Annotated in this window: 22 protein-coding genes; 21 read left to right on the top strand and 1 reads right to left on the bottom strand. The window is 43.2% G+C overall.

Features of this window, described 5'->3' with window-relative positions; genetic code table 11:
• Positions 1 to 14 precede the first annotated feature (14 nt).
• From AACV00_RS06595 to AACV00_RS06690, 20 genes are all read left to right on the top strand, one after another.
• Positions 15 to 470: a head completion/stabilization protein gene (locus AACV00_RS06595; protein WP_087726280.1), complete on the top strand. Its 456-nt coding sequence runs from the start codon at positions 15 to 17 to the stop codon at positions 468 to 470.
• On the top strand, positions 470 to 676 hold the full coding sequence (locus AACV00_RS06600; protein WP_012368195.1) for a tail protein X: 207 nt from the start codon (positions 470 to 472) through the stop codon (positions 674 to 676). The genes AACV00_RS06595 and AACV00_RS06600 overlap by 1 nt, the downstream gene beginning before the upstream one ends.
• A gap of 19 nt (positions 677 to 695) precedes the next feature.
• The gene (locus AACV00_RS06605; RefSeq protein WP_012368194.1) at positions 696 to 1,010 is read left to right on the top strand and encodes a phage holin family protein; all 315 of its coding nucleotides are present in this window, start codon (positions 696 to 698) and stop codon (positions 1,008 to 1,010) included.
• Positions 1,003 to 1,407 (top strand): M15 family metallopeptidase, encoded by a 405-nt coding sequence (locus tag AACV00_RS06610; protein WP_087726278.1) that lies wholly within the window; start codon positions 1,003 to 1,005, stop codon positions 1,405 to 1,407. The genes AACV00_RS06605 and AACV00_RS06610 overlap by 8 nt, the downstream gene beginning before the upstream one ends.
• Positions 1,404 to 1,907, top strand: a complete 504-nt coding sequence (locus tag AACV00_RS06615; RefSeq protein ID WP_087726277.1) for a lysis protein — start codon at positions 1,404 to 1,406, stop codon at positions 1,905 to 1,907. Before AACV00_RS06610 ends, AACV00_RS06615 begins: the two co-directional genes overlap by 4 nt.
• Positions 1,882 to 2,316, top strand: coding sequence for a phage tail protein (locus AACV00_RS06620; RefSeq protein WP_087726276.1), 435 nt, complete (start codon positions 1,882 to 1,884; stop codon positions 2,314 to 2,316). The genes AACV00_RS06615 and AACV00_RS06620 overlap by 26 nt, the downstream gene beginning before the upstream one ends.
• The gene (locus AACV00_RS06625) at positions 2,306 to 2,941 is read left to right on the top strand and encodes a phage virion morphogenesis protein (RefSeq protein ID WP_087726275.1); all 636 of its coding nucleotides are present in this window, start codon (positions 2,306 to 2,308) and stop codon (positions 2,939 to 2,941) included. The genes AACV00_RS06620 and AACV00_RS06625 overlap by 11 nt, the downstream gene beginning before the upstream one ends.
• A gap of 65 nt (positions 2,942 to 3,006) precedes the next feature.
• Entirely contained in the window at positions 3,007 to 3,633 is a 627-nt protein-coding gene (locus AACV00_RS06630) for a phage baseplate assembly protein V (RefSeq protein WP_087726274.1), read from the top strand.
• Positions 3,630 to 3,968, top strand: coding sequence for a GPW/gp25 family protein (locus AACV00_RS06635; RefSeq protein WP_036907670.1), 339 nt, complete (start codon positions 3,630 to 3,632; stop codon positions 3,966 to 3,968). The genes AACV00_RS06630 and AACV00_RS06635 overlap by 4 nt, the downstream gene beginning before the upstream one ends.
• A gap of 1 nt (position 3,969) precedes the next feature.
• Positions 3,970 to 4,878, top strand: a complete 909-nt coding sequence (locus tag AACV00_RS06640; RefSeq protein ID WP_087726273.1) for a baseplate assembly protein — start codon at positions 3,970 to 3,972, stop codon at positions 4,876 to 4,878.
• A complete protein-coding gene (locus AACV00_RS06645) occupies positions 4,871 to 5,482 on the top strand; it encodes a phage tail protein I (protein WP_161680164.1) in 612 nt (203 codons plus the stop codon). Before AACV00_RS06640 ends, AACV00_RS06645 begins: the two co-directional genes overlap by 8 nt.
• Positions 5,472 to 7,100 carry a phage tail-collar fiber domain-containing protein gene (locus AACV00_RS06650; protein WP_161680166.1) on the top strand — a complete coding sequence of 543 codons (1,629 nt, stop codon included), beginning with the start codon at positions 5,472 to 5,474 and terminating at the stop codon, positions 7,098 to 7,100. Before AACV00_RS06645 ends, AACV00_RS06650 begins: the two co-directional genes overlap by 11 nt.
• Before the next feature lie 101 nt (positions 7,101 to 7,201).
• Complete coding sequence (locus AACV00_RS06655; RefSeq protein ID WP_087726271.1) at positions 7,202 to 8,374, top strand: phage tail sheath protein; 1,173 nt, start codon at positions 7,202 to 7,204, stop codon at positions 8,372 to 8,374.
• A gap of 3 nt (positions 8,375 to 8,377) precedes the next feature.
• Complete coding sequence (locus AACV00_RS06660) at positions 8,378 to 8,893, top strand: phage major tail tube protein (protein WP_012368183.1); 516 nt, start codon at positions 8,378 to 8,380, stop codon at positions 8,891 to 8,893.
• Positions 8,894 to 8,897: 4 nt separating this feature from the next.
• Positions 8,898 to 9,260, top strand: coding sequence for a phage tail assembly protein (locus tag AACV00_RS06665; RefSeq protein ID WP_232467348.1), 363 nt, complete (start codon positions 8,898 to 8,900; stop codon positions 9,258 to 9,260).
• 23 nt (positions 9,261 to 9,283) lie between these two features.
• Positions 9,284 to 9,394: a GpE family phage tail protein gene (locus AACV00_RS17630; RefSeq protein WP_308807857.1), complete on the top strand. Its 111-nt coding sequence runs from the start codon at positions 9,284 to 9,286 to the stop codon at positions 9,392 to 9,394.
• On the top strand, positions 9,387 to 12,221 hold the full coding sequence (locus AACV00_RS06675) for a phage tail tape measure protein (protein ID WP_161680168.1): 2,835 nt from the start codon (positions 9,387 to 9,389) through the stop codon (positions 12,219 to 12,221). Before AACV00_RS17630 ends, AACV00_RS06675 begins: the two co-directional genes overlap by 8 nt.
• Positions 12,221 to 12,685, top strand: coding sequence for a phage tail protein (locus tag AACV00_RS06680; RefSeq protein WP_036907694.1), 465 nt, complete (start codon positions 12,221 to 12,223; stop codon positions 12,683 to 12,685). Before AACV00_RS06675 ends, AACV00_RS06680 begins: the two co-directional genes overlap by 1 nt.
• Positions 12,685 to 13,782, top strand: coding sequence for a phage late control D family protein (locus AACV00_RS06685; RefSeq protein WP_124740845.1), 1,098 nt, complete (start codon positions 12,685 to 12,687; stop codon positions 13,780 to 13,782). Before AACV00_RS06680 ends, AACV00_RS06685 begins: the two co-directional genes overlap by 1 nt.
• A gap of 52 nt (positions 13,783 to 13,834) precedes the next feature.
• Positions 13,835 to 14,053: an ogr/Delta-like zinc finger family protein gene (locus AACV00_RS06690; protein ID WP_012368178.1), complete on the top strand. Its 219-nt coding sequence runs from the start codon at positions 13,835 to 13,837 to the stop codon at positions 14,051 to 14,053.
• A gap of 31 nt (positions 14,054 to 14,084) precedes the next feature.
• On the opposite strand, the gene AACV00_RS06695 is transcribed toward AACV00_RS06690, so the two are convergent.
• Positions 14,085 to 14,792, bottom strand: a complete 708-nt coding sequence (locus AACV00_RS06695; RefSeq protein ID WP_124740846.1) for a hypothetical protein — start codon at positions 14,790 to 14,792, stop codon at positions 14,085 to 14,087.
• A 335-nt stretch (positions 14,793 to 15,127) separates the two neighbouring features.
• Here AACV00_RS06695 and AACV00_RS06700 point away from each other — a divergent pair, with 335 nt between their 5' ends.
• The gene (locus tag AACV00_RS06700; RefSeq protein WP_161680170.1) at positions 15,128 to 16,189 is read left to right on the top strand and encodes a glycosyltransferase; all 1,062 of its coding nucleotides are present in this window, start codon (positions 15,128 to 15,130) and stop codon (positions 16,187 to 16,189) included.
• Positions 16,190 to 16,198 lie beyond the last annotated feature (9 nt).

The following is a 16,198-nucleotide window of genomic DNA, read 5'->3' on the forward strand; positions in this document are numbered from 1 at the left end:
TTTAAGGTTTTCTTATGGATTATGTTTCTGCTAACCCTGTGCCACAAAAAGACGAAACCATTAAAAATAATGGCTTTTTCCCTGATATTCAAACTCGTGATTTTCAATTGCAAACTCGCGTCGATGGCACTGTGACACCGGAACGGCTGAAAAGTACGTTATTGAACGCCATGATTGAAGTGAATCGTGAATTGTATCAGTGGCGTATTGGTCAAACTGCGAAAACATTAAAAGAGGTGCCTGCCGAACAGATTAACGGTGAAAGTGAATTGATGATTTTATATCAGCGAGCGGTGTTCTGTTTTGCAAAGGCCAGTTTAATCGAACGTTATCGCGATATTGATACTACCGCACAAGGTAATAAAAAAGCCGACACCATGACGCCGGCTATTGATGAAGTGTGGCGTGATGGCAAGTGGGCGTTACAACGTATCAAAGGGGAAACCCATAACACGGTGGAGCTTATCTGATGCGGATTTATACCCAACAAGGGGATACCGTCGATGATATTTGTTGGCGTTACTTTGGTCAGTCATCCGGCATGATTGAACAAGTATTAGAAGCCAATCCGGGGCTGGTTGAATTAGGGGCAATATTACCCACCGGCACCGCGATTGAGTTACCGGATACGCCTCAACAACACAGCACCACACCGATTTTACAACTTTGGGATTAACCCCTTTAAGGGGGAAGGTATGAAGAAGATGCCCTATAAAGATCCAAATAATATGAATTGGTTTACTGCCTTATTAATTGCCGGTATGGCGGTTTTTGGTGGTATTGCCAGTTATGCCAATAAAATAGTGAAAGGGGAACCGTTCCGCTTTGCCATCTTATTTGCACAAATTGTTGTCTCTATGTTTTCAGGGGCATTGATTTTATTCGGTGCAAGTTATTACCAGTGGCAACCTGAAATTGCCGGCGCTATTGCCGGTATGGCGGGCTGGTCTGGTGCTGCATTGGTCAGTGCGTTAGAAAAAAGATTCTTAAGGAAGGTCTCTGGTGAATAAATTTATCTTTAGCCAGCGCAGTAAAAATAATCTTAGTGGCGTTAATCCGCTATTAGTGAAAATTGCTTATCGTGCGTTAGACATTTCTACGGCGGACTTTGCAGTGATTGAAGGTGTTCGCACACTTAAAAAGCAAAAAGAAAATGTGAAAAAAGGCGTTTCAAAAACATTAGACAGCCGTCATTTAACAGGCGATGCCATTGATATTTTGCCTTCTGCGATTAAACCAGGGATGGAATGGCACCCGCATTTTTTTGAGCCGGTTTTAATGGCATTTAAGCAAGCGGCAGATGAAGAAGGGGTAACATTACGTTTTGGTAAAAACTGGAAAAGTGATCCCAGTTTACCCGTTGAAACCCGCTTTCCTGATTATCCTCATATTGAGATCCCACGATGAAAAGGAACGTACTGCTTATTATTGTGGCGGGTGTGATGGGCTTGCTACTGATATTTAAGTTTGATGCTTTGCTCACTGAGAATAGCCAGCTTAAGGGTGATAATCTCGCCCTTAAGAAAAGTGTTATCAGTCATCAAGACGCCATTGAACATTATCAGGAAGAACTTGCCCGCTTATCAGAATTGGATAAACAACACACAAAGGCGTTAACCGATGCAAAAAATGATATTAGCCGGCTTAATGATGAGTTGCGCAATAATACTAAACGGGTGTACATCAAAGCCGATTGCCCCAACCCCGATAATCACACCACCGCCACCGCCGGCATGGGTAATGCAACCTCCGCACGACTTACCGAAACAGCTCAACAAGATTATTTACGTCTCCTCGAAATGATGGCGGAGAATAAGGCACAAACGGAATATTTGATTGATTATACAAATCGATTATTGCAATACATCAATGAGTTAAACCATGAAAAAGCCTGCAAACCTGCGTGATGCATTAATTAAAAAGGTAAGCTATTTAGGGGATAACCCCGATAGGCTCTACACCTTTATTGACGGCGGGGCGATTGTGGCAACGGGTGCAAGCAGTCAATCTTATGAGTATCAATACAATCTCAATATTATTATTGATGATTATCCAGGTGACCAAGATGTGTTAATGGCGGTGATCATTGGTTGGATTGAACAACATCAGCCTGATATTTTCCTGAATCCCGATAAACGCCAAAGTTTTACCTTTGACGCCTTTATTGATAGCAACCAGACCGCCAGTATTAGCATTGATTTAAAGTTGACTGAGCGTGTCCTCGTTAATGTGCAAGCGGATAAATTGGTTGTTGGTGCCATTGAAGAGCCGGCTGATCCGTTTGAAAGTTGGGAGAGTGTGGCTCATGAACGCTGATGATTTCAGCCCGTTAACCCAAGCATTAGCCGCTATATTGGCAAAAGCGTCACCCAATGAACGTAAAAAATTAGCCCGTGAAATTGCCCGTGATTTACGCAAAAGCAATTTACAACGTATCCGTGCGCAAAAAAATCCCGATGGAACGGCATTCACCAAACGTAAAGCATCAACGGTTACCGTGTTGCGAGGAATGAAATTTGTCTGGAAAGGGCAACCACGTAGTTTAAAAAACTGGCGATTACGCAAAACAAAAAAAGGTGAGGTGATCACCGGTTACGATTTGGAAAAGAAAGCCGAACGTAGTTTTTATAAGCGCGATATTCTGCGTTTTATTGAAGTAAAAAAAGACAAAATTAGCACCGCAAAGCCCAATAAACAGACTCGCATGTTTAAGCGTTTAGCCACTGCCCGTTATTTGCGAATGTCAGCAAATGATAAAGGTGTCACCCTCTCTTTTGCCCCGCAAGTTGCAGGCATTGCTGCGGTGCATCATTACGGTTTAAAAGAGCGTGTGCGGGGCAAGTCATTAGAAATCCAATACCCTGAAAGAAAGTTACTAGGCTTTTCATCAGCGGATATCAAACATATCGAAAATCAATTACTGGAATTCCTTTCCCGTTAATTGTCCTGTCGTTGAAACAATCCCAACCCCGTGCGTTTTTTTATTTCCCGTTGCACATTGCGGGTATGAATATCGCAGAACTTATCCGAAAAATACAAAACTTGATCCGCACTGGCGTTGTGATTGATGTCAGTGCGGAAAAAGGCTGTCGAGTTAAAACGGGCGACAATGAAACCGACTGGCGCCCGTGGCTGACTGCACGTGCTGGTAACTCGCGCTCATGGTGGGCGCCCAGTGTTGGCGAACAAGTGTTATTGCTATCAATCGGTGGCGATTTAACTACCTCGTTTGTGTTGCCGGCGATATTTAGTGATGATTTTTCAGAGCCGTCAACCTCATTAACCGCGCATCGTCATGAGTATAAAGACGGGGCAGTAATTGAATATGAGCCGGCAACAGGGTCGCTAACAGTCACGGGAATTAAAACCGCCGTGATTGAAGTCCGCGAGTCGGTCAAAGTCACGTCACCTGACATTACGTGTGTCGCGACAAGCAAAATCACCTTAGATACCCCTACCGTTATTTGTACCAACAACTTAACTACGGGATCACTGACGGTGCAAAAAGGCGGCACCATGACCGGTGATATTACCCATGTTGGTGGGAAAATGTCCTCTAATGGCGTGGTGGTTTCAGCCCATACCCACGGTGGTGTGCGTACCGGTGATGATAATACGGGGCAACCGCAATGAACTATCTCGGCATGAATGCACAAACCGGTGAACGTATTACCGATATTGAGCACGTTCGCCAGTCTATTAAAGATATTTTTAACACCCCCATTGGTAGCCGATTGATGCGCCGTGAATATGGCAGTTTGCTTGCCGATTTAATTGATGGCCCAGTTAACGCCAAGATGCGATTGCAATTAATGTCAGCGTGTTACACCGCAGTTTATCGTTGGGAGCCGCGTATTGTGATGACGGCCATTGATATTCATAGCCAACAGGAACAGGTGATTGTCGATATCACCGGCTATTACGCCCATAACCAACAACCGATTAATTTCTCTCTACCGGTGACATAACATGCCAACGATTAATTTAAGCCAATTAACACCGCCCGATGTGATTGAGTCGTTAGATGCAGAACAATTATTACGCGAACGCAAAACGGTATTGATTGCCGCAATGCCCGTCCATTTACGTGATGCGGTGGCTAACACGTTATCGTTAGAGTCTGAACCACTGACCAAGTTGTTAGAAGAAAACGTCTATCGTGAGTTGTTATTGCGCCAGCGTATCAATGAGTCTGCCCGCGCGGTGATGGTGGCGTATGCAAAAGGGGCGGATTTAGATCAGTTAGCGGCGAATTATAATTTATCGCGTTTAGTGTTACGCCCTGCCAATAACAACACTATTCCGCCTACACCGGCGATTTTAGAATCTGACGATGATTTGCGTTTACGCATTCCCGCCGCGTTTGAGGGGCTAAGTGTTGCGGGGCCGGTGGGCAGTTATGAATTTCATGCCCGTAGTGCCGATGGTCGGGTATCCGATGTGTCCGCGATCAGCCCAACGCCGGCAAATGTCACTATCTCGGTGTTATCTCGTGAGGGTGACGGCACCGCATCGGAAGAATTACTGCGCATTGTTGAGCACGCGTTAAACGATGAAGATGTGCGACCAGTTGCTGATCGCATCAAAGTGCAATCTGCCAAAATTATTCCCTATCAAATTGATGCCACGTTGTTTTTATTTCCGGGGCCTGAGTCGGAGCCGATACGCAAAGAAGCAAATCAACGTTTGACGCAATACATCACAGAGCAACACCGCTTAGGGCGTGATATTCGCCTGTCAGCGATTTATGCCGCGTTGCATGTGGAAGGCGTGCAACGTGTGGAATTAAAACAACCCACTAAAGATGTGGTACTGGATAAAACGCAAGCCTCCTATTGCACCCAAAGCACCTTAACCATTGGTGGTTCGGATGAATAGCTTGTTACCGTCAGGCAGTAGCCCATTAGAAAAGGCAGCCGCCATTGCCTGTCAATCCTTGCAAACCTTGCACGTGCCTTTACGCCAATTATGGAACGCCAGCACATGCCCCGTTGAGTTATTGCCATATCTCGCATGGGCCTGGTCGGTTGATAGATGGGATGAAAACTGGTCAGAATCCGTTAAGCGCCAAGTAGTACGGGATTCGATGTTTATTCACCGACACAAGGGCACTATTGGCGCACTTAAGCGCGTGGTCGAGCCGTTAGGTTACATCATCAAAGTCACTGAGTGGTGGCAAACCGACGATCCGCCGGGCACATTTCGCCTTGATGTGGGCGTGCAAGAAAACGGCATTACTCAAGAAATTTATGACGAATTAGAGCGTTTGATCGCTGATGCACGCCCTGTTAGTCGGCATCTCTTGGGGTTATCTATCAATCTTGATTCGCAAGGTGAGTTTTATCTTTCTGCCGCGACGTTTAGCGGTGATGAGTTAACGGTTTACCCCTATTTTGCAGAAGAAATTACCGTGTCTGGTGCGCCATTAACGGCGGTCGGAGTACACATTATTGATAAAGTTGAGGTCGCACATGAGCGCTAAATTTTTTGCCTTATTAACGGTAATTGGTGCCAATAAATTGGCAAAAGCCACGGCACTAGGCACTACCTTAAAAATTACCCAAATGGCCGTGGGTGACGGTGGCGGAATGTTGCCAACACCCGATACACAACAAACTAAACTCGTAGGCGAAAAACGTCGCGCGGGATTAAATACCTTATTTGTTGATCCAAAAAACGACAGCCAGATTATTGCTGAACAAGTGATCCCTGAAAATGAGGGCGGTTACTGGATACGTGAGATTGGTTTATTTGATGATGAAGGCAGTTTAATTGCTGTAGGTAATTGCCCCGAAACCTATAAACCCCAATTACAAGAGGGAAGCGGGCGCACACAGACTATTCGCATGATATTAACCGTTAGTCATACCGAGTCAGTCGAGTTAAAGGTTGACCCCTCGGTGATATTGGCGACCCGTGAATCTGTCAATGATGCTATTGAAAGTGCCTCAAAACAGACATTGGAGGAAGTCGCTAAGCTTTATGCCACCAAAGCCGAATTAAGCACGGGATTAAGTAAGGTACAAAAATCAGCGGATGCCGCTAACACGAACGCCAATAGTCGCGTACCTAACACTCGCAAAGTAAACAATAAACCATTGAGTACCGATATTACCTTAACTGCGGGTGATGTGGGCGCAGCAACGCCGGCACAAGTGAATGAAGCCAAGACCGCCGCATCTAATGCACAGGCCACAGCAAACAGTGGTGTGAGCAAAGCGGATGCCGCACAGAAAACTGCTAACGATGCAGTAAGCAAAGCTAACGCCGCGCAAATTGCCGCAAATAATGCCAATACTAATGCTAATGGTCGTGTACCTAGCACCCGTAAAATTAACAACAAACCATTAAGCGCTGATATTAGTTTAACTGCCGGTGATGTAGGTGCTGCAACGCCGGCACAAGTGAATGAAGCCAAGACCGCCGCATCTAATGCACAGGCCACAGCAAACAGTGGTGTGAGCAAAGCGGATGCCGCACAGAAAACAGCTAACGATGCAGTAAGCAAAGCTAACACAGCACAAACTGCCGCAAACAATGCTAACACTAACGCCAATGGGCGAGTGCCTAACACGCGTAAAGTGAATGGCAAGCCATTGAGCGGAGATATTAGTTTAAATGCGAGTGATGTAGGGGCTGCAACACCGGCACAAGTGAATGAGGCCAAGACTGCCGCAAACAATGCTAACAATAATGCCAATGGGCGGGTGCCTAACACGCGTAAAGTAAATGGTAAGCCACTAAGTGCTGATATTAGTTTAACGGCGGGTGATGTGGGTGCTTTAACTCAAGGGCAAGCTGATGCTAGATACCAAACTAAAGGAACAAATTCTAAATCAAAATTAATATGGAATAAATTCGTCGGCAGTGGAGGTGTTGTTGACTTACCTAAAGATATTCGTGGAAAGTTTGCGCTTATTGCAACAAATATTAATGTTGAAATTTATGCATTAACGTATTTCCCCACTATGGATAATATAGAGGTTGAAGTCCATCGTGGTGCTACGGCTTTTTGTCGATTAAAAATCACTAATGGAGGTAAGCGAATCACAGTAACATCCATGGATTGTGGGTTATATAAAATCATACTATTAGATTAGTCAGAATAGCCCTTGTATCACCCCTCAAACAATCCCGCTTTCGTGCAATTTAACCGCTAATTTTTCATGCTACACGGACACAGTTATAGGAGTCCGTGAGCATGGCACAAGATTATCATCACGGTGTGCGCGTTATTGAAATAAACGAAGGCACCCGCCCCATTCGCACTATCAGCACCGCTATTGTCGGCGTGGTTTGCACCGCTGATGATGCGGACGAAAAAACCTTTCCTTTAAACAAGCCCGTCTTATTGACCGATGTATCACAAGCGATCGGTAAAGCAGGGAAAACTGGTACTTTAGCCAGCACGTTAAAGGCGATTGCAGATCAGGCTAAACCCATCACTATTGTAGTACGTATTGCTCAAGGTGAAGAAGAGGCAGAAACCACCACTAATATTATCGGTGGCACTACCGAAGAAGGGCTAAAAACAGGATTACAAGCACTGCTAGCCTCTCAATCTCAACACGGCATTAAGCCTCGTATTATTGGCGCGCCCGGTCACGATACGTTAGCGGTTGCCAATGAGATTGCGGTGATTTGTCAAAAGCTCCGCGCCTTTGGTTATGTGTCTGCTTACGACTGTAAAAATATCAGCGAAGCAATCAAGTACCGTGACAACTTTGGTCAGCGTGAATTGATGGTGATTTTCCCTGATTTCACGTCATGGGATAGCACCACCAACAGCGAATCAACCGCTTACGCCACTGCGCGTGCGCTAGGTTTGCGTGCCAAGTTAGACAATGATATTGGTTGGCATAAAACCCTATCAAATATCACCGTTAATGGTGTGACGGGTATTTCTAAAGATATCTATTGGGATTTACAAGACCCTGCCACCGATGCCGGTTTACTGAATGAAAAAGGCGTCACTACGCTTATCCGCCGTGATGGTTTTCGTTTTTGGGGTTCTCGTACCTGTTCGGATGATCCGCTGTTTGCCTTTGAATCTTATACCCGAACTGCGCAAGTCCTAGCTGACACCATGGCAGAAGGGCAAATGTGGGCGATTGATAAACCGTTAACACCGTCTTTGGCGCGGGATATCGTTGAAACCATCAACGCAAAATTACGTTCACTGGTCAGTCAGGGCTATTTGTTAGGCGGTGAATGTTGGTATGACCCGACATCAAATAGCAAAGAAGCACTTAAAGACGGCAAACTCACACTGGATTATGACTATACGCCAGTGCCACCAATGGAAAATCTGATGTTACGTCAGCGTATTAGCGATAAATACCTGATGGATTTCGGTAACAAAATCAAGGGGTAAATCATGGCGTTACCACGCAAGCTAAAGAATTTTAATTTATTTATGAATGGCACCAATTATGTGGGCGTTGCGGAAGAACTCACATTACCCAAAATCACCCGCAAGTTAGAAGCCTATCGCGGGGGCGGTATGAATGGTTCGGTGCAAATTGATATGGGCCTTGATGATGGTGCGCTTGATAGTGAGTTTACCCTCGGTGGTGCTGATATCGACGTTTACCGCCAATGGGGTGCCTCAACCATTGATGCCGTACAACTGCGTTTTTGTGGTGCTTATCAGCGTGATGATACGGGGGAAGTGCTTGCTGTAGAGGTGGTTCTGCGTGGCCGTTATAGCGAAATCGATCCGGGTAACTGGAAATCGGGTGATAACACGCAAACTAAAGTCACCGTAAAACCCACTTACTACAAGTTAGTGATGGACGGTCAAGAAATCATTGAGATTGATATCGTCAATATGGTGGAAAAAGTGGACGGTAAAGACCTGTTACAAGCACAGCGTGACGCGCTGGGGCTTTAATTAAATGCGGAAAGAGAACATGAAAGAGCCAATCGAAGAACAGAACAAAGAGCAAGTTGAGTGGGTTGTTGTTAATGGCGACCAAGCCACGGTGACCTTAGAACAACCGATTATGCGCGGTGAAACCAAAATCGACAAAGTGACCGTGCTTAAACCCAATTCAGGCGCATTACGCGGTGTGCGTTTACAGCCTTTAATGGATATGGATGTTGATAGCATGATGCAGGTGCTACCGCGCATCACTATGCCAACGCTAACCAAAAACGATGTGCTGTCTTTAGCCGCGGGCGACTTGGTAAACCTAAGTGTGCAGGTGGTCAATTTTTTATTACCGAAGTCGGTTATGCCCGATTCCCAAGCGAATTAACCACCGATGAACTGGCGGCAGATATTGCCGTCATTTTTCATTGGTCACCGGCAGACACCGGCAAAATGAGCCTTTCAGAATTATTGTCATGGCGCTATCAAGCGGCGAAACGTAGCGGACAACAGGATGAGTAATAACTTAAAATTACAAGTTGTACTGAGTGCGGTTGATAAATTAACCGCACCGTTTCGCAGTGCGCAAGAAAGTAATAAACGACTGGCGTCCGCTGTACGCCAGTCGCGTGACTCATTAAAAACCCTTAATCAGCAAGCCTCACAAATTGACGGCTTTCGCAAGATTAAACAGCAGTTAACCTCCACACAGCAAGCGTACCAATCCGCCACACAACGTGTTGCCACTCTCGCCAAAGAAATTGCCAACAGTGAAAATCCCACAAAAAAACAGTTAGAGGCGTTTAAAAAAGCGCAACGGGAAGCGGGGCAGCTCAAAACTAAGTATGAGCAGTTACAGCAGTCGGTACAGCGACAGCGCTCAGCATTACAAGCTAATGGCATTTCAACAAACCAACTCGGTCAAGCGCAACGGCGACTGAATGGTGATATTGAACGCACTACGCAACAGCTCCGCCGGCAAGAAAACCAATTAAGGCGCAGTGCTGAACAAGAGCGGCGCATGGTAGCGGCTAAATCGCAGTATCAAAAGACGCTCGATGTACGAAATAAAATGGCGGGCACTGGTGCCACCATGACGGCAACCGGTGCCGGTATGTTGTATTCCGCGAAACAAACCTTAATGCCGGGGTACGAGTTTAATGTCGGGATGTCAAAGGTGCAGGCATTAACGCGCTTAGATAAAAACTCCGATGAATTTAAGATGTTGCGTGAACAAGCGCGAGAGCTAGGTGCAACCACGGCATTTACCGCCAACCAAGTGGCGCAAGGTCAGGCATTCTATGCAATGGCGGGCTTTAAGCCTGAGCAAATTAAAAATGCTATGCCGGGCACGCTGGCAATGTCATTGGCAGGTGATATTGATTTAGGTACTACGGCAGATATCGGCTCCAATATTTTAACCGGCTTTGGGTTAAGCTCTGATGAAATGAGTCGAGTGAGTGATACGCTGGTAGGGGTATTTACACGAGCTAATGTTAATTTAGCAATGCTCGGTGATACCATGAAATATGTTGCTCCTCCTGCATCTTCATTAGGTGTTGATTTAGAAACTACTGCCGCCGCTGCTGGCAAGTTAGGGGATGCGGGGATTCAAGCAAGTACGGCAGGTACAAGCTTAAAATCTATTTTTGGACGGCTTGCCGCACCAACTTCGGAAGTCTCTAAAGCGTTAAAAGAAATAAATCTAAAAACAACCGATTCAAAAGGAAATTTTAGAGAGTTCACGGAGATATTGGTCGAGTTAGACAAAAAAACTAAAGGTATGGGTAATGCCCAACGCGCTGGCTTATTTAAAAAATTAGCCGGTGAAGAAGCTTTTAGCTCATTAATGGTTTTAGTAGATCAGGCATCCACAGGCTCTTTACAAAAATTAATAGCAGAACTCAAGGCGTCAAAAGGTGAAGCCCAAAAAGTGGCGGGCACCATGACGGATAACTTAAGCGGGGATATGAAAAACCTGCAATCTGCATGGGAAGATTTAGGTATTCAGATTTTTGACGGTATTGATAGCCCGTTGCGTCAGATATCACAAAGCATTACCCGTGTGATTTCTAAAGTCGGTGTGTGGATGAAAGAAAACCCTGAATTGGCTAAAACACTGACGATGATCGGTTTAGCCATTGCAGGCATTATTACCACACTGGGCATTCTCTCGTTATCCATTGCGGCAATGTTAGGGCCATTAGCCGCCGCGAAATTAAGCTTGTCAATTTTAGGCATTAAAGGCGGTAGTGCGCTAACACTGTTATTAAAACCGATAAAATTATTAGGTAGTGCATTTTTAGGGTTGGGTAAAGCCATGTTAGCTAACCCTATTTTATTGGTTATTGCCGCTATTGCGGCTGCTGTTTATCTGATTTATAAAAACTGGGACACCATTGGCCCCTACGTTTACAAGGTATGGGATACCGTTAAAAGATATACTGCTATCGCATGGCAAGCGCTAAAAGATACTATTAAGAGTGCATGGGAGGCCATTAAGTATATATTCTTTAATTGGACACCGCTTGGGCTCATTATTAAACATTGGGATTCGATAGTCAGCTACACCCAAACAACATGGACGATGATAAAAACTAAAATTTCAGATGTTTGGGAAGGAATTAAAACAACACTTAAAAACGGTTGGAATAATATTGTTAAGTCTGTACAAGAAACGTGGGAAACAATTAAAACCACGATATCAACAAAATGGAATGAAATTGTCGAAGACACCAAAGCATTACCGGCTAAATTTTTGCAGTTTGGTAGTGACCTGATTGATGCCATTATTCAGGGGATCAAAAACAAATGGACGGACTTTAAAAATAGCATTGGGGAATTGGCAACCGCAGCTAAAGAAGCACTCACCCCTGAGTTTATGAAAAGTAATGATCCGAAAGTGCAGTCTGCGTTAGATTCTTACAACAGCAACTTTGCCGGTATGTATGATTCCGGCGGTTATATCCCGCGTGGTAAATTTGGTATTGCGGGAGAAAATGGCCCGGAAATTGTCGAAGGCCCTGCGAATATCACCAGTCGTAAACACACTGCGATGTTAGCGGCTGCCGCATTATCGTTAGGCAGCGCCTTTTCGTTACAGGCACAAAATGCCCCGTTGCACCCACACAGTTTGCCCGTTGAAAACTATCGTCCTGCTCCGGCTAATGTGAGTATTCAACAACAGCGTTATCAAGGCGCGCCGGCACATTATGAAATTAATATTCATCCTCAACCAAACCAATCCGCGCAAGATATTGCCCAGCTTGTTATTGCGGAAATCGAACGCCGTGAGCGTGAAAAACAAGCACGATTAAATAGCCGTTATCAAGACAGTGAGGTGTGGTAATGATGGCAGCACTTGGGGTATTTGTGTTCGAGTTACGCACCGTACCTTATCAATCCCTACAAAAACAACAAACGTGGCGACATGGTTTTACTCAACGTGTCGCACGCCGACCGGCACAACAATTTATTGGCCCTGATACCGATGTGATCACCTTATCGGGGGCGCTTTATCCCTCATTAACTGGCGGTAAAGTGTCGTTGCTGGCTCTAGAACTCATGGCGGATAGCGGTAAAGCATGGTCGTTTATTGATGGTACGGGTACCATTCATGGCATGTTTGTGATCACCGATTTACAACGTACCCATACCGAATTTTTCCAAGATGGTGCAGCCAGAAAAATTGATTTCTCGCTGACACTAAAACGGGTGGATGACTCCATCAGTCAGATGTTGGGAGATTTAAGCGACCAATTAGGCATGATGGCCAATGGTGCCGGTGAAGCGATGAAAGGAGTTTTATCATAATGTTGCCAGAAATGATCACCGGTAAAAGTAGCATACCGGCTTTTGTGTTAATTGCTGGTGATGAAGATATCAGTGCCAAAATTCAAGGGCGATTAATTTCGCTTTCATTAACGGACAATCGGGGCTTTGAAGCTGACCGGCTTGATATTGAGTTAGATGATTCTGACGGCGCATTAATGATGCCTAAACGCGGTGAGGTGTTGACCTTGCATCTTGGTTGGCAGGGTGAAAACCTTATTCATAAAGGCTCATTTACAGTTGATGAGATAGAGCATTCAGGTGTACCCGATAAAATGACATTGCGCGCTCGTAGTGCCGATTTTAGGGCAACACTGAATGTGCGCCGTGAAATGTCTTACCACCAAAAAACATTAGGCGATATCGTCAGAACCATTGCAGGGCGTAATAATGTCACGGCAGTGGTTGATCCTGGTCTTGATACGGTAAAGATTGAACATATCGATCAGACTAATGAGTCAGACGGTAGTTTTTTAACGCGCTTAGGACAATTAAACGGTGCCACCGCTTGTGTTAAAAACGGAAATTTGTTGTTTATGGTACAAGGGGGCAATACTACCGCCAGTGGTCAAGTATTACCGCTAGTACAAATTACCCGAAGTGTGGGTGATGGACACCGTTTTTCATTAGTGGATAGGGGCGCTTACACCGGTGTGACGGCCAATTATTTAAATACCCGTAAACCGCAAGAAAAAACACAATCACAAATTCGCCGTAGAAAACCCACTACCAATAAACCGAAAAAAGAAGAGCAGAAACAAGGGGAGTACCTTGTCGGTGAAGAAGGTAATGTGATGGTGTTGTCTCATACTTATGCGAGTAAAACCAATGCTGAACGTGCCGCGAAAGCCGCGTGGGAAAAAATACAGCGAGGTGTTGCCTTTTTTAGTATTACCCTTGCGAAAGGGCGTGCGGATCTCTTTCCTGAATTGCCTGTAAAGGTTAGCGGATTTAAGCCTGAGATTGATGAGGCCTATTGGACGTTAGTCACGGTGAGTCATTCATTGAACAATAGCGGATTTACCACCTCGTTAGAATTAGAGGTAAAAAGCAGTGAGATAGATATGGATAAGGAATAGTGCCTGTGTATAATTACAGGTAATTTCCACATCATAAAGAGGTAACCCGTTTATGATGATTTGTCCTGTTTGTGGTCATGCCGCTCATACTCGTAGTAGTCAACAAATATCTTCCGATACCAAAGAACGTTATAACCAGTGCCAGAATATCAATTGTGGCGCGACGTTCGTCAGCCATGAAACCGTAACGCGGTTTATTTCAAAGCCTCAGTTGATTGAGCGGGTAGAGCCGCATGTAGATAAGTGTTGCCAACAGGCATTAGCGATTTGAGGAAAATGCCCGGAGTATTCCGGGCGTTGTTTTATTTATTTGCCGTTAATTCATTAAAGAATTTATCAAAACCTTTTTTGCCGCTATCGTCATAACGTAATTCATTAAACTGTTTTGTGAATGAGCAGTTTTCATCAATTAAGTCATTCAATGAATTGATTGGAATATATTTCTGGGTAATTTTTAGAGCTTGATCTTTGGTAATTGTAGCTGTGTATTCTGGACTATCTTTTAGCTTTTTATAACTATTGTTGTAATCAACTAAATTAGAAACGATAGTGATACTATCATTGTTTGTGTTAATAAATGTACGGAATATGCCATAAACAAGAGCTCGTTTAGCTAAATTATCTTTAACATCACTAAAATCATTATCTAAAGCAAAAGCGGATAATCTAATTTTTAATGGTTTTTCGCTAATAAGCTCAAAGCCATTCATATCTGATGGATAGTCGTTAAAATCTTCTATCATGGCAGAAATTGAAGGGTAAATTGCATTTTTATTACTACATACAAAAGAATCGGTTATTGTTTCTTGTGTTTCGGTGATTTGGTTGTTAGGGGTATCGGGAGCGAAATTAAGAACCCCAATGATTGATAAGACGAAGGTAATAAGAAAAGCAATAAATGATTGTTTGCGGTTTTTTAACTTGATGATGCTAGGTTTTATCATGCCTAGAGTTATGCAAACGACAGATATTAAAAATAAAAAAATTGATACAATGAATAGAAATTCCATGTTTTTTCCTTTCTAACGATAAACAGAAGAATCTTAAGAATTTCTAATGATGAGACACGAAATGTGGTAAGTAAAGCCCCTAAAGTAAGGGGCTAGTCTTTATATCAATGTGGTCGTTTTTTTCGTGGATGTGGACAGTTGGTGGACAGTCCGATATTAGACTTCAATAAAAACAAAGTGTTAAATTCTATTTTCGGACACCATCCCTGTCTTTTGCAGCCCCTCTGGAGAGGGGCTTTTTTTTGCCCTTCAATACATATAACGCGTTGAAATAGTAATCTCTATAGAGTTCTAATATAATCAACAAATATTTTTAAGTATGGTTTATTTCTATAATGAAAAAAGTATTAATTATTGGTTATAATTTAGGTGGATTTGGCGGTATGGAAACCGTTTTTAAAAAATCTATAAATATATTGGCATCGCATGCTATCCACTCGGAGTTTATCTTTTTTAATGAAGGGGATAATAAAGTTAATGATGATTGGTTAGTTGATTGTAAATATAGAAGGCTATCTTCTAAGATAAAAAATACTAAGTTAAGAAGGATGAGCTATGCAGTTCAGTTAGCAAGAATTCTTAAACAAGAAAAGCCAGACATTATTATTTCTTATGATACGGTGTGTTGCTATATTGCTAATTTAGCAAGAAAAATTGTTAGAAGTAAAGTTTATATTTACTCATGGATACATTTTTCATTAAATAATTTATATAAATCAATTTATTTACATAAGGCTGATTATCATTTATCGATTAGTTCGGGTATAACTCGGTATATGCTTGATATGGGGATAGATAGAGAGAATATATTTACTATTTATAATCCCATAACAGAAAATAATATAATTATACCAAGAAATGATAAGATAAGATTTCTATATGTTGGAAGATTGGTTGCGTATGCTCCTAAAAATGTTAATGAATTATTTTATGCGCTTTCCAAATTGAATGGCGATTGGACGCTTGATATTGTTGGGGATGGAGAAGATACCGATTTTTTAAAAAGCTTAGCACTAGAATTAAAAATAGCCACTAAGATCAACTGGCATGGTTGGCAAAAAGATGTTTGGTCATATATTAAGAGGAATATAAAATATACGTCTACATTAGTATTGACATCAATATCTGAAGGGTTTCCCATGGTGTTATGTGAAGCTTCTTCTTATGGTATTTTTTGTATTAGCTCTAATTGCCCAACCGGTCCTGAAGATATTATAACGCCTGAATCGAATGGATTACTGTACCCAGTAAAGGATGTAGCTAGTTTAGCTAATCACTTACAAAGTATTATTGATGGGCGTTTATTGCCTAAGCATAATGAAATAAAAAATGCTATTACTAAATTTAATGATGAAAACTTTGCAAATCGTTTATTATCTGCATTAAAGTTGAGTTGATATGAATAA

Source organism: Proteus sp. G3927, assembly GCF_963894685.1.
GTDB lineage: Bacteria > Pseudomonadota > Gammaproteobacteria > Enterobacterales > Enterobacteriaceae > Proteus > Proteus mirabilis.